This window comes from Acinetobacter sp. VT 511, from assembly GCF_001077515.1.
GTDB classification, from domain to species: Bacteria; Pseudomonadota; Gammaproteobacteria; order Pseudomonadales; family Moraxellaceae; genus Acinetobacter; species Acinetobacter schindleri.
On record NZ_LFRE01000059.1, the window covers coordinates 185,034 to 205,530 of the forward strand.

A 20,497-nucleotide genomic window follows, 5' to 3' on the forward strand; every position below is an offset into this window, starting at 1 on the left:
TCCTAAGCACGCTTTAAGCACTGCTTTAAAGCGTTGCGCAAGATGACTGATCAACGGCGACATCCATGTCGTTGGAGAGTTAATTGAATATAGGATTGAAAATTCATCCTTTTTAATTCTTTTAAGCCTGCTGAATTAAACGTTTATTGTTGCCATAAAGGCGCATCAGCAGTAGCACACAGGCCACACTCAGGCCGACAATCAGCCCCACCCAGACACCGGCCGCACTCATATCCGTAAATCTGGACAGATAGACACCGACCGGGAAGGCAATCACCCAATAGGCAATCATGGTGATCCACATCGGGCCTTTGGTATCTTGCATACCACGTAAGCAACCTGCCGCACTGATCTGCCAAGCATCCATCAGCTGATAGGCAATTGCAAATAGTACCAGATACACTGCGATCTGGGAGACCTGCATTTCTGAGGTGTAGAGCGCCACAATCTCATGCTTAAAGAACCACAGCAGCAGCATGGTTAATACGGCAAGTACAGTAGCAGTGGCTAAACCCAGCCATTGCACCTGACGCATCGCGACCCAGTTTTTCTCGCCATAATAGGTTCCAACACGGATCGTCAAAGCAATCGCTAAAGACATTGGAATCATAAATAGCTGCGATGTAATCGAGATCGCAATTTGATGTGCCGCGACAATGGTTTCACCGAGTGGACTAAGGACAATCGCTGCCGTACTGAAAATGCTCACTTCAAAGAAAATTGCCAGACCAATCGGTAAGCCTAACTTGAGAATACGCTTGAGCCAGTAAGTATTAATTTTTTCCCAGTGAGTGAAGGGTTGGGTTGCCTGATAGGACTTATTTTTTAAAATATAAATCGCAAGCGTAATCAGCATCAGCCATTGCAGAATCGCTGTAGCAAAACCACAACCAGCGCTGCCCAATGCAGGAATTGGACCGAAACCATACATGAAAATAAAGTTGAGTGGTATTAATGCCAGCAGAGCCAATAGACTGATTGCAGTGACTGGGCGTGGATAACCGATTGCCTCGGAATAGCCACGCAGTGCTGCATACATGGTCACCGCTGGCATACCAAAACCAATGGCATGCAGGAACAGGCCGGCCTTAGGCTGCAGGCTTTCCGGTACACCTAGCAAAGGTAGGGTTAGAGGTAAAATCTGCAAAACTAGCCCTGCGATCACCCCAAGTACTAAAGCCACCCAAAGGGATTGACGGGCAATCGTTGAAATTTTCTCGGGAGTGCGAGCACCGTAAGCTTCAGCCACTAAAGGAGTAGTAGCAATCATGATGCCACTAAATAATAACATCACCGGAATCCATAACCCGACCCCGACTGCAATGGCTGCCAGATCAGTTGCAGACAGATGCCCTGCCATAATGGTATCAATCAGACCAAGACCAGCTTGGGAAAACTGGGTGATCAAAATGGGCAACATTAAGGTGAACAGTCGTTTTAATTCAAAGCTTAGGGTTGTGGCTGACGAAACATTCGACACAAAAAATACTCATCTTTCATCATGTGCTTAGATAGAAGGTTTAGCGTTGTAAAGTGAGAAGCACACCAATAAAAATCACCACGCCACCCAGAAGACGTTGCCAGTTGAGTTGTATTTTTTCACTGTCGAACCAGCCAAAATGATCAATGATCATGGAAGAGACCAGCTGTCCAAAAATCACCAATGCAGACAAAGTCAGTAGCCCAAGCTTAGGCGCACTATAGATGCTCATGCTAATTGCATAGACACCGATGACACCGCCCAGCCATAAATACCAGGGCAATTGCGTAAATGTACTGAGGCTCGGTTTATCCACCTGTTGAAAAAATACCAACACAGCAAGCAATATTGTACCAATCAGAAAGGAGAAAAGGGCAGCTTGTAAGGGAGAATATAAATATTCCCGTAGCTGGGTATTGATACCGGTCTGAAAACTTAAAGCAATACCAATTGCCATTGCCAAAGGGATAAACAGCAGGATCTCGGAAGATATTTTCATTCTCAGGGTCTTGTTTTTGTTGAGTTAAAATGAGTCTACTGTAAAGCGGGTGAGAATTCATAAGCAGAGTACTTTTGTCATGCTAAAATACAACAAAATTCATCTGATGTTCTGAGCACTGTCCTTGACTGATTTAAATCCTGCCGCTATTCCCTTGTCCCTGTATATTCATATGCCATGGTGTGTGCGTAAATGTCCATATTGTGATTTTAATTCGCATGCGGTACCAGATGGCAAGCTGTCTCTGGATCTTGAGCAGGAATATTTGCATGCCTTGGTTGAGGACTTTAAGACCCAGCTTGACTTTGCACACGGACGTCAGATTCATAGTGTATTTATTGGTGGGGGTACACCATCTCTCATTTCTGCTCAAGGTTATCAGTGGTTATTTAGTCAATTAAAAGCACTACTTCCTTTTGAAGAACGCTGTGAAATCACCTTGGAAGCCAATCCAGGCACAGTAGAGCATGATCCATTTGCGGGTTACCTGGCAGCGGGTATTAACCGTCTTTCGATCGGTGTACAAAGCTTTAATACTGAGCATTTGAAAAAGCTGGGGCGTATTCATAGTAATGAAGATGCGATCTCGGCAATTGCGCATGCGAAAGAGACAGGTTTTGAGCGCATTAATGTTGATCTGATGCATGGATTACCAGAACAGACTTTAGAACAGGCTTTAAATGACTTGAAATTAGCTGTGGAAAATGGAGCGACTCATATTTCCTGGTATCAGCTCACTATTGAACCCAATACGGTGTTTTTCCGTACGCAGCCCATTTTACCTATGGATGAGGTCTTGGAAGATATTCAGGAACAGGGTGAGGCTTATTTAAAAGCTCAGGGCTTTATTAATTATGAAGTCTCGGCTTGGCGTAAAGAGTTACCGTCAGCACATAACCTGAATTACTGGCAGTTTGGTGATTATTTATCAATTGGTGCAGGGGCACATGGGAAAGTCACCCAAGCTGATGGGGTCTATCGTTTCCAGAAAACCCGTTTGCCGAAAGATTATTTAGCCAAAGTACCAGCAGAGCATTTACAGTTTAAACGGATTGAAGCTGAAGATATGCCGTTTGAATTTATGATGAATGCCTTGCGTTTAAATAATGGTGTAACAGCAAAGTTGTATGCAGAGCGTACTGGCCTTAGTCTGGATGGTCTGAATGAATTATTGACTTCACTGCGTCAACGTAAACTCATGGTTGAGGATCCAGAACGTCTGGCTTGTACCGAGCAGGGGCATGTATTTTTAAATTCAGTATTGGAAGAGTTTCTTTAAACTACTTCAATAAAGTCATAGTGTTCTAGTACCCGTTCAAATGTAGGATGGGTACTAACATTTTTTATTACTCGTAAGGCTATAAATTGATTTATGCGCAATTTCTCAATTTCAGTCAAGACTGATTTATCTAAACGCACTTTATAATTTTTTCTATCTTCATCAATCAGTGTTATTTTGCCTGAACGATCCAAATTTTGAACGATGCCTGAAATTATACATTCAACAGGTTTTTCAATTTTAAGATTATTTAGAAAGTTGATAGCTGATTCAATTTTTTGAGAGTTTCCCATCCAATAATATTTTTTATCTTGGTGAGAATTCCAACATAACTCGAAATCTAGATTATTTTTCTTTAAAGCTGATAGCATTGTTTTAATACTAGAAATTCCTTTCAAGCCCATAAAGGAAATGGCATCACTATTATTTTCGGGATCATCTAAAGATGAAAAGAATTGGAACCATTGATTAAGCGTATTTTGAGATAAGCTCCATCCAAATATATCGGGCTCAATCTCTAAAGTAAGAATAAATTTTGTTGAACCTGAAACAATATTGGCTAATCTTAAATCTAATTCAGTTTGATTAATATATTCAGCATTTTTTTTAGGTTTTCTAACTTTTGTAGATATTGTGATAAGGCTTTCTGCTAACCCCTTTGATAATATGGAGTGTAGCATTAAAGGAAGAGATCCATTATGAGCTTTATTCCCAATAAATCTAACTTCTAAGATTTCTTTTTCTCTTCGTATTTGTAGATCATAGAGCTGTTTTCTTAAAGTTTTTATATGTTCTGAAAAAGAATTCAATGAAGCAATTTGAAAACGATCACTTTCATCTAAATTCTTTTTCTTTTCTGCTAAGGCATTTTCAGCAGTTTCTATTTGGCGTTCAAGAATAGAGATGTTCATGAGGGGATACTCTAAGTTGGATAAAACCTTTTACTTCTAGCAATTGGTTATAGCTAAAAATACTTCGCCAATAATGTCGTTGTTTATCATCTGACATTTTTTCATAGTATAGGTCACATCCATAACGTGCTCTAATCTCATCACGATTTTCTAATAGACTTAAGAGTTTGTCATATAAATTTGAAGGTAGATCGGAAAGGTCATTTTCATTTAAAAAAATAACCATATCAATATCGCTAGGATGAGGCTTGATTGAACAAATTGAACCATCAATCCAGATAATCATTTCTACTTTATAACTTTTTAACTCTTCAAAAAGAACTCTGAATCTATTGCAAAGATAGGTGCGTGTTCTTTTATCTTCAAATGGTACTAGTAGTGTTTCCTCTAATTTATTTAAGGAGATTTTATGAATACCAGGAGTTAATAGGTGCGGGTAAATTACTTTGCCATCAAACGTACGTTTGGGATCATCTTCGATTATTTGTACTGTATTTTGATCGATCATAGCAAAGGTAATTCAAAATAATTGTTTTAAGCCTTATATTTTTATACCACAAGCACTTGTTAGGAAAAATAAAAAGAGCACAAAAACCCTTTTTTATTCATATTAAATTAAAAGACCAGGGATTAAAGAAAAGTAAGACCTTAATTAATGGACCTAAGATAAATATCTATTTATTTATGGCACAAAAAAAGCACTCTAATGAGTGCTCTTTTTCATCTTAGCAACGATTAGATTGCAGTGATGTTCGTCGCTGTAGGGCCTTTTTGACCTTGAGCAACGCTGAAAGAAACCTTTTGGCCTTCAGCTAAAGTTTTGAAACCTGAACCTTGGATTTCGCTGAAGTGAGCGAAAACGTCTGGACCGTTGTCTTGTTGAATGAAGCCAAAACCTTTAGTTTCGTTGAACCACTTTACTGTACCAGTAACTGTATTAGACATAATATAACCTATTGAGTTTTATTGATTTATAGTCAATCTATGGGATGACTAAGATGTAACTTGGAAAAATAGACTGGATGGAGCTTTTGATCTATAAAAACGGAGGTTTATGACTAAAACTGCGATACTTAAAGAAGACTAACCAAAACAAGAATTTTTCTAGTTGCAACCATCATACCCTGAATTCAGAGATATTCAAGCTGTATATCACTATTATTTTTTATGCAGTTGATATCACTCAAAATAAAATTGTAGAAAAATTATACAGCATTAAAAAATCAAGGACTTAATATGCTTTAACAAAAAGAGCGCCGTGGCGCTCTTTTTGTTATTTGACTTTCAAAGTCAGTGAAAACTTAGTAATCGAAACTGAAGTGCTCAGATGCCAGTGAAATCATCGTTTTAGATGGGTTGACCATGGCTTCAGCATGACCTTGAGTACGCGGCAACATGCGCTCAAAGTAGAAATCAGCTGTCTTGATTTTTGCCTTATAGAACTCAGGAACTTCAGTACCGTTGCCCTCAGCCAGTTTTGCGGAAGCTACCGCAGCCTGTTGTGCCCAGAAGTACGCCATCATCACATAGCCTGAGAACATCAGGAAATCTACAGATGCAGAAGAAACGATATCACGGTCCTTACGTGCAGCCAGCATGATACGAACCGTTAATGCATTCCATTGTGCGCAAAGTTTGGTTAAGTCCCAAGCAAAACGACGCATGTATTTGTTACGTGCATGTTGACCACAGAATTTCAGGATTTCTGCCGTGTAATCACGAATCACTTTGCCTTTAGAAGTTAACAGTACTTTACGGCCAATCAGATCTAGTGCCTGTACACCTGTTGTACCTTCATAAAGAGTAGAGATACGCGAGTCACGTACGATTTGTTCCATGCCCCATTCTTTGATATAGCCATGACCACCAAAGACTTGCATACCGTGATTGGCTGCTTCATAGCCCAGTTCAGTCAGGAAACCTTTCAGAATAGGGGTATAGAAACCTAAGTGATCATCATGCGCCTCGAAAGCTGCTGTATCGCCACGAACCAGAGCATCATTCATTTTGTCTGCAATTTGTGCTGCATGATAAATCATTGCACGACCGCCTTCAGCAATTGCTTTTTGTGTTAATAACATACGGCGAACATCAGCATGGTGAATGATGGCATCAGCTACTTTTTCTGGATCTTTCTTGCCAGAAAGGGCACGCATCGACATACGCTCTTTGGCATAAGGCAGGGCACCTTGGAAAGACAGTTCTGCATGACAGATACCCTGAACTGCAGTACCGATACGTGCCGTATTCATAAAGGTAAACATTGCATGCAGACCTTTATTCTTTTCACCAATCAGGTAACCAACCGCATTGTCAAAGTTCAGTACAGCTGTTGCAGATGCACGGATTCCCATTTTGTGTTCAATCGAACCACAAGTAACCGGATTGCGTTCACCAATGCCGCCATCAGCTGCCGGAATGAATTTCGGTACGATGAACAGGGAAATACCTTTAGTGCCTGCAGGTGCATCTGGCAGGCGTGCAAGTACGATATGAATGATATTTTCAGTCAGATCATGTTCACCCGCCGAGATGAAGATCTTGGTACCTGAAATAGCATACGTGCCATCTGCATTTGGCTCAGCTTTGGTTTTTACCTGGCCCAGGTCGGTACCACATTGCGGCTCAGTCAAACACATGGTACCAGACCATGTACCTGCTACCAGGTGAGGCAGGTAAAGATTTTTTTGCTCATCTGAACCAAATTGAATAATGGTATTGATACAGCCGATACTTAAACCTGGATACATCTGGAAGGACCAGTTTGCAGTGCCCATCATTTCAGACTTAACCAGATTCAAAGATTGTGGAAGGTTTTGACCGCCAAATTCTTCAGGATAAGAAAGACCTTGCCAGCCGCCTTGTACGAACTGTTCGTATGCTTCCTTGAAGCCTTTAGGCGTAGTGACTTCACCATTTTCAAAATGACAGCCTTCCAGATCACCACTTTGATTCAATGGAGACAGTACATTTTCACAGAAATCTGCTGCACCTTCCAGAATCATGTCCACGGTATCAGCATCGGCATATTCACCATTTGATAGTGTCTGGTAATGTGCAGGGTAATCAAGCACTTCATTCATAAGGAAGCGAATGTCACGTAACGGGGCTTTATATGCTGGCATGCGTTTTAATCCTGATTAATAGTTTTGGATTATCTGTATCGATTCTTTGATTATTCACATTGCGGCTAAAAATACATTGATAAGGCAAGCAAATAAAAATGTCAGAAAGGCGAATCGAGGAGATAGGAAAATTAGGGTGATTCAGGTTAAAGATATGGGCTAATAATAAATAGCTGAAAAATAAAAAAGACTTATATGAAACGACTTTAATAGATAATTATTCTGTTTGTCTAGGTGATTTTTTGGGTGAATTGTACACAAATGTTATTGTTCGAAAATAAACAGAAGTGCTGTCATTAAATCCACTTATTGCTCTGTATATTGCCTTCTGTCGGAAAATCAAAAGAGCCTCCGTAGAGACTCTTGAATCATATTAAAAGCTTAAACGGGCTTAAAGGAAATCTTTGAGCTGTGGCTTGACCCCATTCCAGATCGAGAAAGATTCAATCGCTTGACCCACCAGCATGCCAAAACCTTCAGCGCTAGGAACACCACGCGCACGGGCTTGATCTAAGAAAGTAGATGGTTTGCCATAGGCCATTTCATAAGCATGTTTAAACTGCAGTGCTTCCGGCAGGATTAAGGCATCACCACTCAAGCTGGCAGAAGTTGCATTGATGATAATATCGAAATCACCCGCCAGATCAGTCAAGGCAATCGCTTGCAGTTCAGCTTGTGGTAATGCATTTTTTAGATCCGCAATCAGCTGTTCGGCACGAGCGAGGGTACGATTGGCAATCACAATTTTCTTCACACCTGCCTGTACCAGCGGATAGATCACGCCACGAGTCGCACCACCAGCGCCAATAATCAGAATATCGGTATTTTCCAGGTTCCAGTCTAAAGCACGAATAGCTTCAACCAGACCTTGACCATCGGTATTATCACCATGCAGGAGGCCATTTTCCATCCATAGTGTATTTACTGCACCGGCAATACGAGCGCGTTCAGTCAGCACCTGACACTGTGCATAAGCTTGTTCTTTAAACGGAACCGTGACATTCATGCCGATACCGCCTTGGGCAAAGAAGTCCTGAATATTGGCTTCAAAGCCATCCAGCGGAGCCAGACGTTTACTATAGGTGAGATCAATACCGGTTTTAGCGGCAAATGCATGATGCAATTCTGGAGAACGTGATTGTTCAATCGGGTTGCCAACAACAGCAAATTGTTTGCTCATTTCACAGTGTCCATGTGCTGAAATGCTCAACAATATACGTGAAAACAGGTAGGGACTAAAGTATTGAAAGGTCTAATTCTAGGGGCTTATTTTAGGAATTACAGGTTTTAATAATGCGTTCAGTCAGAAGCAGGGCACCACTTAAGATAATACCGATAATCATAATAATGCTGACACTGATTGCCAGACTGTCCAAGATAAGATCCTTGGTTAAGAATGTTGTGGTAATTGCACTGACTGTAACGGCCAGAAATACCCACATCATCAGCACATGACTTTTGAAATGTCGTAGCTGCATATATTTTTACCCAATATTTTTTAAGATTTTACTATACAGCAGAGCTTGTGACGAAGTGAGGACATTTCTGCTTATTTATATAAAGAAAAGTTTCTAAATGTTTATAGGAAAATTTTTCGTTCAAATTAATAGTCTTGAAGAATTAGTTTTGTAAATTTGGGAACGAATTAATTGCATGAAGTTTTCAGGAGAAAAAAATTAGAGGTACTGTAAGCAAAAAATAATTGGAACAGTTTTATAAAAAATGCCCTCAAACTGAGAGCATTTTTGTTAAGCGTACACTTACTTCTTTAACTCTTTTAGCCAATCTCGTGGCTTTAGATAATAATCGGTGAGTTGTTTCTCTGGTGAACCTTCGGCCCATTCCGGACGATAAGACCAGCCAGTGAGTGGGGGCAGACTCACTAGAATGGACTCGATCCGGCCACCGGTCTGTAAGCCAAACAAAGTGCCACGGTCATAGACCAGATTATATTCAACATAACGACCACGACGATACAGTTGAAACTCACGCTGTGCTTCGCTATAAGGTTTGTTCTGATTGCGCTGGAAAATCGGAATGATGGCATCTAAGTAACCATTGCCTACCGCCTGCATGTATTTAAAACAGGTTTCAAAATCCCATTGGTTCAGGTCATCAAAGAACAGGCCACCGACACCACGCTGTTCATCACGGTGCTTTAAGTAGAAATAATCATCACACCATTTTTTATGCTGTGCATAAACTTTTTCGCCAAATGGCGCACACAGGTCATGCGCCGTCTGATGCCATGAAAGCACATCTTCATCATTCGGATAGAACGGTGTCAGGTCAAAACCACCGCCAAACCACCAGATCGGATCTTGACCTTCTTTTTCAGCAACAAATAGGCGCACATTGGCATGTGAGGTCGGCACATTGGGATTTTTGGGATGGATCACCAGTGAGACGCCCATCGCCTGTGCCTTAGCCCCGGCAATTTGTGGATGACGTTCAGTGGCTGAAGCCGGTAGTTTAGAAATATTGATGTGCGAGAACATCACCCCGCCTTTTTCAATCACTGTCCCATTTTGCAGCACACGTGAACGGCCACCCCCACCTTCAGGTCGCTCCCAGTCATCAATGATAAACTCAGCTGAGCCACTACCAGCACGTTCTTGTTGTTCGAGAGCCGCACAGATGCGCGTCTGTAAGTCGAGGAGGAATTCGCGTACGCGTTGAATATCCGCAGAAGTTGGATGCTGCATCAAAGCCCTCATGGGGAGAAAGAAAGACTTTCTACATCAAAGCATAAAATGGCATAAAAATTAAGATGTATTTGCCGATACTGATGATCTAAAAAGACTTTCTGTTCCAGTAAATTAAAGCAGGGTAGCGTATTAAATCCGACCGAGATGCTAGGTTGAATTCTTTTTCCGAGCCCCACACAATAGCTTTAGATGGCCCATGCTTGGGTAAATTTTCAATGGTCATAGGTGGATATTATGTCGGTTCAGGCTACTTCCCTCATTCAAAAATACAATGTCCCAGGTCCACGCTATACCAGTTATCCAACTGTACCGTATTGGGAAGAACAGTACTTTTCTCTGAAACAGTGGAAACAGACTTTAAAGCGCTCTTTTGCTGAATCGAATCAGAAAGAAGGCATCAGTCTATATATCCATCTGCCATTTTGTGAAAGCCTGTGCACTTTCTGTGGATGCCATAAACGTGTCACCAAACGGCATGAAGTTGAGCAACCCTATATTCAGGCGGTGCTGAAGGAATGGGACCTGTACTGTGAATTATTGGAAGAAAAGCCAATGATCAAGGAAATCCATCTTGGTGGTGGTACACCGACTTTTTTCTCGGTTGAGCACTTAACTCAACTGATTAAAGGTATCTTGGCTAAGGCTGAAATTGCACCTGAGCATGAATTCAGTTTTGAAGGCCATCCGAACAATACCACTTATGAACATTTGCAAGGCTTGTATGACTTAGGTTTCCGCCGGGTCAGCTATGGCGTGCAGGATTATAATGAAACTGTGCAGAAAGCCATTCACCGCATCCAGCCTTATGAAAATGTCAAACAGGTCACCGAATGGGCGCGTGAAATAGGTTATACCTCGATTTCGCATGATCTGGTCTTTGGCTTACCATTCCAGAGCGTGGAGGATGTACTGACTACCATTGGTCAAACCAATACCTTAATGCCGGACCGTTTAGCCTTATATAGCTATGCGCATGTGCCATGGATCAAGGGCAATGGCCAGCGCGGTTTTAAAGATGCCGATGTGCCTAAAGATGAAATCAAGCGCCAGTGCTATGAAGAAGGCAAGAAGAAACTATTGGCACATGGCTACCATGAAATTGGCATGGATCATTTTGCGCTAGAAAGTGACAACATGTATCAGGCTTTTAAGGAGGGTTCTTTACACCGTAACTTCATGGGTTATACCGCATCTAAAACCCAAGTCATGATTGGACTGGGGATTTCATCAATCAGTGATAGCTGGTACAGTTTTGCCCAGAATATAAAAACCATTGAAGAATATTATGAATGTCTGGAACAGAATGAGATTCCAGTAGTTAAAGGGCATGTATTAAGTCAGGAAGATTTAATCATCCGTAAGCATATCCTGAATCTGATGTGCAGTTTCACCACTTCTTGGGCAGATGAGGACATGCAATTTGCTGAAATTGACGAAGTACTAGAACAGCTCAAAGAAATGTCACAGGATCAGTTGATTAAAATTGTAGACTCATCAGTCACAATTTTGGAGAAAGGGAAACCTTTTGTACGTAATATCTGTATGGCTTTTGACCTGAGATTAAAACGTAAAATGCCGGAGAACCGGATTTTTTCGATGACGATTTAGAAATCCCTTCAATCCTCCCTTTCTTACACTTCAACTTAAAGCAGTGCTTAAGTCTTGCTTAGGGAGGCTTTTCCCCCTCATTAAGAAAGGGGAGGAACTCCCTCCTTTAGCAAAGGAGGGTTGGGGTGGATTTGTATGAAAGCTAAAAATCATCCTTCCGATACAGATGCGCCATACGTTCATGCTTGGTCTTAAGATACTGTTCATTAAATGGATTTAGACCAACCGTCAGCGGTACACGATCCACCACATTAATGCCCAAATCTTTAAGTGCATTGATTTTTGTAGGGTTATTGGTAATCAAGCGTACTGCTTTTACACCTAAATGATCCAGCATGATGCTACACATATCGTATTGGCGTGCATCGGCTGGCAGGTTTAGCATTAGGTTGGCATCTACGGTGTCATGACCTTGATCCTGCAGGGCATAGGCCCGGATTTTATTGGTCAAACCAATCCCGCGGCCTTCCTGACGCAAGTATAGAATCACACCACGACCGACTTCATTAATCAGCTTTTGTGTCGCCTGAAGTTGTGGTCCACAATCACATTTCAGTGAGGCAAAAGCATCACCCGTCAAACACTCAGAATGTACACGTACCAGCACGGGTTCATCACTCGATTCTTCCAGTCCTTTAGATAACGCGACATGTTCTTCGCCAGTCTTAGGGTCTTGAAAAACAGTAATTTTAAATTCACCATGAGCGGTAGGTAATCTTGATGTTGCGACAAACTCGATAGGCACAGCTGAACCCGTTAAATCCTGAAATTGCTCAAAGTATAGCGTAATGATTGGACATTAGTAGGGTTGCATAGATGATTTTCTGGAGAACATTTTCTTTTTTGTATAAAGCGAACGATAATAGTTGATAAACAGTAAGATTATTCAGGATAATCGTATTCTGCAAATTTTACCCTGATCAAGCTCATTGTTTAATATTGCGCCGTTAACAGCTTTAGTCAATTGAAGCTGCTACAATTCGACTATATGATCGGGACTCCCCATAGACAGACCTAGCTTAGGATTTGCCAGGCTTTTGAAGGCTTTGCCATTTATGCTGTATACAGAAATACCAACTCAACGCCCTGTAACACCGTTGCTTGATGCGATCGATCATCCAGAGCAATTGCGTTCACTTGAGCAAAATCAGCTTGAGCAGGTGGCCGATGAGTTACGTCAGTACATTTTGTATGCTGCAGGACAAAGTGGTGGGCATTTTGGTGCCAATCTGGGGGTGATTGAGCTGACTGTAGCTTTGCACTATTGCTTCAATACGCCAGACGACCGCCTGATCTGGGATGTAGGTCATCAGGCATATCCGCATAAAGCCTTAACCGGTCGTCGTGAGCAATTAACCACGATTCGTGCCAAAGATGGCTTGGCCGCATTCCCTGCGCGTGATGAATCTGAATTTGATACTTTCGGGGTAGGGCATTCTTCCACTGCGATTTCAGCAGGCTTGGGCATGGCCTTGGCGCGTCGCTATCAAAACAATCCATGTGAAGTGGTGTCCATTATTGGTGATGGTGCAATGACGGCAGGTATGGCCTTTGAAGCCATGAATGACGCCGTCGCACACAATGCGGATCTGATGGTGGTGCTGAATGATAATGACATGTCGATTTCCTGCAGCACTGGCGGTTTTGCCAAGCATCTCGCTGCACTGTGGGAACGTGGTGAGTCGGTGAATATTACTGAAGAGGGTGAAGCCTTCGTTCAGCCGCATCCAGAATGGGTGTATAACTCACGTCTGCATTGTGCTGCGACTGATGCTGCCGATAACCTGTTTAAGGCGATTGGTTTTGATTATTTTGGTCCTTATGATGGTCATGATCTGAGTCAATTGGTGCATGTGTTTAATGCACTGAAAAAGCGTAAAGGTCCACGTCTGATTCATGTCTATACCAAAAAAGGCAAAGGCTTTGCTCCGGCAGAAGCAGAACAAATTAAATATCACGCGATTAGTCGTTTAAATGCAGGATCTACTGCAAATCCAGCACCAAAATATTCTGATGTCTTTGGTCAGTGGTTGTGTGATGAAGCGGCGAAAGATGACCGCTTGCTGGCCATTACCCCAGCCATGTGTGAAGGCTCAGGCATGGTGGAATTTGCTAAGCAATATCCTGAGCGTTTCTTTGATGTCGCGATTGCAGAACAGCATGCGGTAACGCTAGCAGCGGGGATGGCTTGCGAAGGTTTGAAGCCAGTTGTAGCGATCTATTCAACGTTTTTGCAACGTGGTTATGACCAGTTAGTACATGATGTGGCGCTACAAAATCTGGATGTGACGTTTGGGATCGACCGTGCCGGTCTGGTTGGTGAAGATGGTCCGACCCATGCCGGAGCATATGACTATGCTTATATGCGTACCATTCCGAATCTGGTGATCATGGCGCCAAAAGACGAAAATGAATGTCGCCAGATGCTACATACTGCGTATCTCTATAAAGGTCCGGCAGCAGTACGTTATCCGCGCGGGAATGGACTGGGTGTGGAAATCCAGAAAACCATGACCGAGATGCAGATCGGTCAGGCAGAATTATTGCTCAGCCTGAACGAACAGTATGACGAATATGTTTCTATTCTGGCATTCGGTAGTCGGGTTCAAGCCGCAGTGGAAGCCGCTCAGGTATTTGCGAGCAAGCATGACGTGGGTGTACGCGTGGTAAATATGCGTTTCATCAAACCACTGGATACCCAAATGCTGGATGATATTGCGCCAAGTTCCACTTTGTTCGTGACAGTCGAAGAACATGCAGTGATGGCAGGTGCGGGCAGTGCAGTCAATGAATATCTGGCTGAAGCGCAGATCGTAAAACCAATTTTAAATCTTGGTCTTGCTGATACCTTTATGGCGCAAGCGACCCATGCACAGATGCTGCAACAGGCAGGACTTGATGCTCAAGGCATTGAAAAGTCAATGAATCAAGCTTGGTCTTCACTTACTCAGCCAGTCTGAAACAACGTCTTCAAAATTTTAGACACATTTTTTTCCCAAAAAGCCCTTAGATTTGCTAAAATGTAGGGGCTTTTATGCATTATTCTTTATCAATATCTTCAAATTTGTAGTGGGTGTTCAATGGAACCTATGGTGGTGATGGCTGCGCGTGCGGCTCAATTAGTTGGTCAAGAGCTTTTAAAAGCGCATCAAAATCGTCATAAACTCGATCTACAAGTCGAAGAAAAAGGCATTGATGGTCCTGTAACGCGTGTTGACCGTTACTTGGAACAACTGACTATCGATACGCTGCGTAAAAGTTATAAAAACCACAGCTTCCTTGGTGAAGAGTTTGGTTTGCAAGAAGGTAAAGGTCACGACGCTGAATGGTGTTGGGTGATTGATCCTCTTGACGGTACACTGAACTTCATCAACGGTTTCCCGCATTTCTGTATCTCTATTGCTGTTCAGCACAAAGGCGTAACCCAACACGGTGTGATCTATGACCCTGTGAAAGACGAGCTATTCTCTGCAAGTCGTGGTCGTGGTGCGATGCTGAACCAGCGTCGTATCCGTGTAAATGTGAAAGACAACTTGCAGAATTCTTTCCTGGCAGTCGGTCATGCTTACCGCGCTCAACGTGGCGGTGAAGTGGTGTCTTATGCAAAAAACCATTTCGAATCACTATTAAACGTCACTGAAGCAGGTGCTCAATACCGCCGTGCAGGTTCTGCTGCGCTGGATCTGGCTTATGTTGCGGCAGGTCGTTTAGATGGTTACTTTGAACTTGGTTTGAAACCTTGGGATATCGCTGCTGGTGAACTGATTGTGAAAGAAGCGGGCGGTACAGTGGTTGATGCACGTGGTGGCAGCGAATCTATGGAAAAAGGTCAGGTCATTGCCTGCTCTATGAAAATGCTGAAACCTTTAATGCAGGCAGTTGTTCCTGCATGGGGCGAGGCAGCTAAATAATCGGGTTTAGACATTTTGGTTTAAAACATATAAGAGGCATCCTAAGGGATGCCTTTTTTATGAGTGGATAATATTTTTTTCTGCTAAATATGGTTAAAATATCAACTAATTTTAGATTAATACAAAATAACAATAAAACTTAATGACATTATTTTAAATCCTGCTATAATCCGCGCACGCACTTAATTTCTGTTCGTTACCTGAACATTTCTCTTCTTATCATTGTGTATGCGCGTGCGGTCCAAAGAGAGGACGATATCTCGCGCCCCAATCGCTAAAGCGATTCCTTCAGGTTATGCCGTAATCATGCGTGCGTTATATCACATCGTCGTTACTCGGATCGCCGCTGAATGATCTCTTATTTTCAGCGTATATTGCTGTACCGCTTTTTGTCGATGTTCATTTGACTTTATTTTTAATGGAGCACCCAATTTCCGGGTGAAAGACTCTATGAGCAAAACTTTTGCTGATTTTCCTCTACACGAAACCTTACAACAAGCTTTACAAGCACTAGGCTTTACTGCGCCTACACCTGTACAGGAACTATCTATTCCTGCGGCGCTTGAAGGTAAAGACCTTCTAGTGTCAAGCCAGACTGGTTCTGGTAAAACTGCAGCCTTCCTTCTCCCTACATTGAATGGCCTTGCAACTGAAGATACTTTCGTTCCGTTCAAAGAACGCATGAAAGCGGTAACTCAACCGAATATCCTGGTAATTTCACCAACACGTGAACTTGCACAACAGGTTTGTCAGGATGCGATTGCATTTGTACGTCACATGAAAGGTGTTCGTATTGCTGCAATCATGGGTGGTATGCCATTTGGTAAACAAATCCAACAATTAAAAGGTGCACAAGTTGTAGTTGCGACACCAGGTCGTTTACTTGATCTTGTTAACCGTCGCCAGATTAAACTGGACAAAGTTGATGCGTTAATCGTCGACGAAGCTGACCGTATGTTAGACCTTGGCTTCTCTGAAGACCTTGAGGCAATCGGTGACTTGGCGGCGAATCGTAAACAGACTTTGATGTTCTCTGCAACATTTGCACCGCGTATCATCACGCTTGCTGAACGCATGATGAATGAGCCAGAGCGTATTGCGATCGAAACTGGTCACTCTACGAATACTGACATCACTCAGACTTTGCACTGGACTGATGGCTTTGAGCACAAGAAAAAATTACTGACTCACTGGTTAAACGAAGAAGACGTTGATCAGGCAGTTGTATTCGCTTCTACGCAAGAAGATACCGATATGCTGGCTGAAGAACTTGCTGAAGCAGGTCTATCAGTAGTAGCACTTCACGGTGCAATGCCACAGACAGTTCGTAACCGTCGTCTACGCAGCATCCGTGAAGGTCGTGCAAAAATCTTGGTTGCAACTGACGTTGCAGCACGTGGTCTAGACGTACCAACAATCTCTCACGTCATCAACTTCGGTCTTCCAATGAAGAACGAGGACTATGTACACCGTATTGGTCGTACAGGTCGTGCGGGCCGTACTGGTAAAGCGATTACTTTAGCGACTTACCGTGAACGCGGTAAAATCCGTGCGCTTGAAGACTACCTGGATGCTCGTTTAGAAGTATCTGAAATCGAAGGTCTTGAGCCATCTCCACCTCCTGCACGCGGTAGCCGTGATGGCGCTGGTCGTGGTCGTGGTCGTGATGGCGGTCGTGGCGGCCGTGGTGGCTTCGGCGGTGGTCGTCGTTTTGAAGGTGAAGGTAACTTCAAACGTCGTGATGGTGGTGATGACCGTCCACGTCGTAGCTTTGATGACAAACCTCGTGGCGAACGTCCTGCGTTCGGTGGCGAAGATCGCCCACGTCGTGACTTCAACAGCGATCGTCCACGTCGTGAAGGCGGTTTCGGTGATCGTCCTAAACGTGACTTCGGTGATCGTCCAGCTCCACGTCGTGAAGGTGGTTTCGGTGACCGTCCAAAACGTGATTTTGGCGACCGTCCTCGTTTCGAAGGTTCTGATGATAACCGTGGCAACCGCGTAGATTACAAACCACGTCGTGAAGGTTCTTTCGGTGACCGTCCTAAACGCGATTTCGGTGATCGTCCGGCGCCACGTCGTGAGGGTGGTTTTGGGGATCGTCCTAAACGTGATTTCGGTGATCGTCCGGCGCCACGTCGTGAAGGTGGCTTCGGTGACCGTCCAGCACGTTCATTTGGTGATGACCGTCCTAAACGTGATTTCGGTGGTGATCGTCCACGCCGTAACTTCGATGACAAACCACGTGGTGAGCGTTCGTTCGGTGAAGACCGTCCACGTCGCAAATTTAATGACTAATTGAATCTAGCCAGAAAAAACCAGCGATAACGCTGGTTTTTTTATGGATGCATTTTTTTAAAGTTTTAGGTAAAGTGTGTGCCATTTCTGAATTTGAATCGGTTATGATAACTAATCCTCAAAAATCACACTTGGCTCGTTATATCCATGAGGTTATTATGCCTTATATTGCGCTGATCCTGATCTTATGTAACATCATTCTCTTTCTCTATAATTTTTATAATTGAATGATTATTGAACATATAAGCAAGCGATAAAATTATAAAAATAAATCATGCTTTCTCATTTTTTTCATTCAGATATTGCCTTTTTGCCATTGTAACATTCCGATCAAAAGGTAACATTTAGAGAGTTAATCCTTTATAGTACGCATGCTGAAAAAATGCAGGAAAACGCTTAGCTATGAAAAATCAAACAGCGTTTGAGACTCAATCACTCATAGAAGTGAAAGGTTTGAGCTTCAAGCGAGGCGAACGTGTGATTTATGAGAATGTCAGCCTGAACATTCGACGTGGTCAGATCACTGCCATTATGGGACCTTCTGGTACCGGTAAAACTACATTATTACGTCTTATTGGCGGACAGCTAACGCCAGATCAGGGACAGGTGTTGCTGGATGGCAAGGATATCGCACGCATGTCACGTCACGAGCTATTTGCTGCACGTGCACGTATGGGTATGTTATTCCAGAGCGGTGCATTGTTTACAGATATGAGTGTCTATGAAAATGTCGCTTTCCCGATTCGTGCACATACCAAATTGCCTGAGCACTTGATCGCAGAAATCGTGGCGCTCAAGCTGGAATCTGTCGGTCTGCGCGGTGCAGAGCAGATGATGCCCTCTGAATTATCAGGTGGTATGAACCGCCGTGTGGCTCTAGCACGTGCGATTGCACTTGACCCAGAGCTGATCATGTATGACGAACCATTCGCCGGGCAAGACCCGATTGTGATGGGCGTATTAACACGTCTGATTCGTTCCCTGCGTGAAGCATTAGACCTGACTACAATTATCGTTTCGCATGATGTAGCAGAAACTCTATCCATTGCGGACTACATTTACGTAGTGGCAGAAGGGAAGATCCAGGGCGAAGGTACACCTGAAGAATTAAAAGCACATCCTTCTGCATTTGTTCAGCAGTTCCTGACGGGTTCAGTTGAGGGACCTGTGGATTATCAGTTTAGTCATGCGGCTTATTTAAGTGATGAGGTGCGTTCATGAATGCAATTGCCTTATTGGGTAGACGTGTCATAGAACGTGTGCGCGGGATTGGGGTTGCGACTTTAATGCTGCTTCAAATTCTCTTCTCTGTACCGACCTGGCTTGGCTTTAAGCTATTTGTCTACCAGATGTACCGTGTTGGGGTGCTCTCTTTACTGATCATCGTAGTTTCAGGTCTGTTTATTGGTGCTGTCCTCGGTTTGCAGATGTATACCATTCTGGCGACCTTTGGCAGTGAAGCCATGTTAGGTACCGCAGTAGCTCTAACCTTATTACGCGAACTGGCACCGGTTGTGGCCGCTTTACTGTTTGCCGGTCGTGCCGGTTCTGCATTGACAGCCGAAATCGGTCTGATGAAAGCCACTGAACAGTTATCCAGTATGGAGATGATTGGGGTTGATCCGCTGAAAAGGGTCATTTCACCACGTCTTTGGGCGGGGATTTTCAGTCTGCCAATGCTGTCCGTAATTTTTGCTGCCGTGGGGATTATGGGCGGTAAAATGGTCGGTGTAGATTTCCTTGGCGCAGATGAAGGCGCGTACTGGAGCGGTATGGAAAGTACCGTGCAGTTCTACAAGGATATCTTTAACGGTACCATCATTAAAAGTTTTGTATTTGCATTGATTTGTACATGGATTGCGGTCTATCAGGGTTATGCCTGTGAACCGACATCTGAAGGGATTGCAACGTCCACAACACGTACTGTGGTGTATTCATCGTTGTGTGTTTTAGGTTTTGATTTCGTGTTGACTGCGGTCATGTTCGGAGGTGTTTAATGAAATCACGTACCAGTGAGCTGGCCGTTGGTGTTTTTGTCATTCTGTTTGGAATTGCAATTTTCTTCCTGGCAATGCGTGTCAGTGGTTTGGTCGGAACCAATATTGCCGATAGCTATAAAATGACAGCAACTTTCGAAAATGTAAATGGCATTAAGCCACGTGCCAAAGTGGCTTTAAGCGGTGTGAAAGTCGGTCAGGTCGATACGATTACACTTGATCCAGTCACCCGATTAGCCACTGTACATATGACGCTAGATGGTTCACTGACATCATTTAATGCTGAACAGTTAAAGAAAGTACAGCAAGAAGCCTTAGATGAGTTACGTTACAGCACTGACTATGAAGCTGCGGCACCTGCGCAACAAAAAGCAATGGAAAAGCAACTCTTAGACAACATGACATCCATTACCAATATTGATGAAGATGCTTACATTATGGTAGCAACCAATGGTTTGTTGGGTGAAAAGTATTTGAAAATTATTCCAGGCGGCGGTCTGAATTATTTGAAACGTGGTGATCATATTGCCAATACCCAAGGCACGATGGAAATTGAAGATTTAATTACCAAATTCGTGACAGGTGGAGCAGGCAGTAAGTCATCAGAAACTCAGGAGGCATCTGGTGATGCAGTAACTTCTGAAGCTACAGATGCAGAACCTGCATTTGTTGAATAATGAT

18 protein-coding genes are annotated in these 20,497 nt (G+C 43.1%); 8 read left to right on the plus strand and 10 right to left on the minus strand.

Features of this window, described 5'->3' with window-relative positions:
* Nucleotides 1-121: 121 nt before the first annotated feature.
* Nucleotides 122-1,480: an MATE family efflux transporter gene (locus tag ACS72_RS08090; protein ID WP_048881796.1), complete on the minus strand. Its 1,359-nt coding sequence runs from the start codon at nucleotides 1,478-1,480 to the stop codon at nucleotides 122-124.
* Nucleotides 1,481-1,520: 40 nt separating this feature from the next.
* On the minus strand, nucleotides 1,521-1,979 hold the full coding sequence (locus ACS72_RS08095; RefSeq protein WP_048881797.1) for a DMT family transporter: 459 nt from the start codon (nucleotides 1,977-1,979) through the stop codon (nucleotides 1,521-1,523).
* Nucleotides 1,980-2,103: 124 nt separating this feature from the next.
* On the opposite strand from ACS72_RS08095, the gene hemW reads away from it, so the two are divergent.
* A complete protein-coding gene (hemW, locus tag ACS72_RS08100; protein ID WP_048881798.1) occupies nucleotides 2,104-3,258 on the plus strand; it encodes a radical SAM family heme chaperone HemW in 1,155 nt (384 codons plus the stop codon).
* Here the strand turns inward: hemW and ACS72_RS08105 are convergent.
* From ACS72_RS08105 to hemF, 7 genes are all read right to left on the minus strand, one after another.
* Complete coding sequence (locus tag ACS72_RS08105) at nucleotides 3,255-4,169, minus strand: hypothetical protein (protein ID WP_048881799.1); 915 nt, start codon at nucleotides 4,167-4,169, stop codon at nucleotides 3,255-3,257. The genes hemW and ACS72_RS08105 overlap by 4 nt on opposite strands.
* Entirely contained in the window at nucleotides 4,150-4,677 is a 528-nt protein-coding gene (locus ACS72_RS08110) for a hypothetical protein (RefSeq protein WP_048881800.1), read from the minus strand. The genes ACS72_RS08105 and ACS72_RS08110 overlap by 20 nt, the downstream gene beginning before the upstream one ends.
* Before the next feature lie 227 nt (nucleotides 4,678-4,904).
* Complete coding sequence (locus ACS72_RS08115; protein ID WP_004786992.1) at nucleotides 4,905-5,114, minus strand: cold-shock protein; 210 nt, start codon at nucleotides 5,112-5,114, stop codon at nucleotides 4,905-4,907.
* A gap of 356 nt (nucleotides 5,115-5,470) precedes the next feature.
* Nucleotides 5,471-7,294 (minus strand): acyl-CoA dehydrogenase C-terminal domain-containing protein, encoded by a 1,824-nt coding sequence (locus ACS72_RS08120; RefSeq protein ID WP_048881801.1) that lies wholly within the window; start codon nucleotides 7,292-7,294, stop codon nucleotides 5,471-5,473.
* A 391-nt stretch (nucleotides 7,295-7,685) separates the two neighbouring features.
* A complete protein-coding gene (gene aroE / locus ACS72_RS08125; protein ID WP_048881802.1) occupies nucleotides 7,686-8,474 on the minus strand; it encodes a shikimate dehydrogenase in 789 nt (262 codons plus the stop codon).
* A gap of 91 nt (nucleotides 8,475-8,565) precedes the next feature.
* Nucleotides 8,566-8,772, minus strand: coding sequence for a hypothetical protein (locus ACS72_RS08130; RefSeq protein WP_004809869.1), 207 nt, complete (start codon nucleotides 8,770-8,772; stop codon nucleotides 8,566-8,568).
* 282 nt (nucleotides 8,773-9,054) lie between these two features.
* Nucleotides 9,055-9,999 carry an oxygen-dependent coproporphyrinogen oxidase gene (gene hemF / locus ACS72_RS08135; protein ID WP_048881803.1) on the minus strand — a complete coding sequence of 315 codons (945 nt, stop codon included), beginning with the start codon at nucleotides 9,997-9,999 and terminating at the stop codon, nucleotides 9,055-9,057.
* A gap of 237 nt (nucleotides 10,000-10,236) precedes the next feature.
* Between hemF and hemN the strand changes: the two genes are divergently transcribed.
* Complete coding sequence (gene hemN / locus ACS72_RS08140; protein ID WP_048881804.1) at nucleotides 10,237-11,610, plus strand: oxygen-independent coproporphyrinogen III oxidase; 1,374 nt, start codon at nucleotides 10,237-10,239, stop codon at nucleotides 11,608-11,610.
* 142 nt (nucleotides 11,611-11,752) lie between these two features.
* On the opposite strand, the gene ribA is transcribed toward hemN, so the two are convergent.
* Nucleotides 11,753-12,355, minus strand: a complete 603-nt coding sequence (gene ribA / locus ACS72_RS08145) for a GTP cyclohydrolase II (RefSeq protein ID WP_048881805.1) — start codon at nucleotides 12,353-12,355, stop codon at nucleotides 11,753-11,755.
* A gap of 310 nt (nucleotides 12,356-12,665) precedes the next feature.
* Between ribA and dxs the strand changes: the two genes are divergently transcribed.
* The 6 genes from dxs (at nucleotide 12,666) to ACS72_RS08180 (ending at nucleotide 20,493) form a co-directional block, all read left to right on the plus strand.
* Nucleotides 12,666-14,570 (plus strand): 1-deoxy-D-xylulose-5-phosphate synthase, encoded by a 1,905-nt coding sequence (gene dxs / locus ACS72_RS08150; RefSeq protein WP_048881806.1) that lies wholly within the window; start codon nucleotides 12,666-12,668, stop codon nucleotides 14,568-14,570.
* A gap of 120 nt (nucleotides 14,571-14,690) precedes the next feature.
* Complete coding sequence (locus ACS72_RS08155) at nucleotides 14,691-15,521, plus strand: inositol monophosphatase family protein (protein WP_004809859.1); 831 nt, start codon at nucleotides 14,691-14,693, stop codon at nucleotides 15,519-15,521.
* Between the two features lie 450 nt (nucleotides 15,522-15,971).
* Nucleotides 15,972-17,819, plus strand: coding sequence for a DEAD/DEAH box helicase (locus ACS72_RS08160; RefSeq protein ID WP_048881807.1), 1,848 nt, complete (start codon nucleotides 15,972-15,974; stop codon nucleotides 17,817-17,819).
* A 402-nt stretch (nucleotides 17,820-18,221) separates the two neighbouring features.
* Nucleotides 18,222-19,040 carry an ABC transporter ATP-binding protein gene (locus ACS72_RS08170; RefSeq protein WP_048881808.1) on the plus strand — a complete coding sequence of 273 codons (819 nt, stop codon included), beginning with the start codon at nucleotides 18,222-18,224 and terminating at the stop codon, nucleotides 19,038-19,040.
* Complete coding sequence (gene mlaE / locus ACS72_RS08175; protein ID WP_004896168.1) at nucleotides 19,037-19,816, plus strand: lipid asymmetry maintenance ABC transporter permease subunit MlaE; 780 nt, start codon at nucleotides 19,037-19,039, stop codon at nucleotides 19,814-19,816. Before ACS72_RS08170 ends, mlaE begins: the two co-directional genes overlap by 4 nt.
* Nucleotides 19,816-20,493, plus strand: a complete 678-nt coding sequence (locus ACS72_RS08180) for an outer membrane lipid asymmetry maintenance protein MlaD (RefSeq protein ID WP_048881809.1) — start codon at nucleotides 19,816-19,818, stop codon at nucleotides 20,491-20,493. Before mlaE ends, ACS72_RS08180 begins: the two co-directional genes overlap by 1 nt.
* The last annotated feature ends 4 nt before the right edge of the window (nucleotides 20,494-20,497 follow it).

Coding starts and splice junctions, on each gene's coding strand:
- ACS72_RS08095 (WP_048881797.1), bottom strand. CDS start 1,979: ATGAAAATATCTTCCGAGATCCTGCTGTTTATCCCTTTGGCAATGGCA.
- ACS72_RS08120 (WP_048881801.1), bottom strand. CDS start 7,294: ATGCCAGCATATAAAGCCCCGTTACGTGACATTCGCTTCCTTATGAAT.
- dxs (WP_048881806.1), top strand. CDS start 12,666: ATGCTGTATACAGAAATACCAACTCAACGCCCTGTAACACCGTTGCTT.
- hemF (WP_048881803.1), bottom strand. CDS start 9,999: ATGCAGCATCCAACTTCTGCGGATATTCAACGCGTACGCGAATTCCTC.
- ACS72_RS08115 (WP_004786992.1), bottom strand. CDS start 5,114: ATGTCTAATACAGTTACTGGTACAGTAAAGTGGTTCAACGAAACTAAA.
- ACS72_RS08160 (WP_048881807.1), top strand. CDS start 15,972: ATGAGCAAAACTTTTGCTGATTTTCCTCTACACGAAACCTTACAACAA.
- ACS72_RS08130 (WP_004809869.1), bottom strand. CDS start 8,772: ATGCAGCTACGACATTTCAAAAGTCATGTGCTGATGATGTGGGTATTT.
- ACS72_RS08170 (WP_048881808.1), top strand. CDS start 18,222: ATGAAAAATCAAACAGCGTTTGAGACTCAATCACTCATAGAAGTGAAA.
- ACS72_RS08180 (WP_048881809.1), top strand. CDS start 19,816: ATGAAATCACGTACCAGTGAGCTGGCCGTTGGTGTTTTTGTCATTCTG.
- hemN (WP_048881804.1), top strand. CDS start 10,237: ATGTCGGTTCAGGCTACTTCCCTCATTCAAAAATACAATGTCCCAGGT.
- ACS72_RS08105 (WP_048881799.1), bottom strand. CDS start 4,169: ATGAACATCTCTATTCTTGAACGCCAAATAGAAACTGCTGAAAATGCC.
- mlaE (WP_004896168.1), top strand. CDS start 19,037: ATGAATGCAATTGCCTTATTGGGTAGACGTGTCATAGAACGTGTGCGC.
- ACS72_RS08110 (WP_048881800.1), bottom strand. CDS start 4,677: ATGATCGATCAAAATACAGTACAAATAATCGAAGATGATCCCAAACGT.
- aroE (WP_048881802.1), bottom strand. CDS start 8,474: ATGAGCAAACAATTTGCTGTTGTTGGCAACCCGATTGAACAATCACGT.
- ACS72_RS08155 (WP_004809859.1), top strand. CDS start 14,691: ATGGAACCTATGGTGGTGATGGCTGCGCGTGCGGCTCAATTAGTTGGT.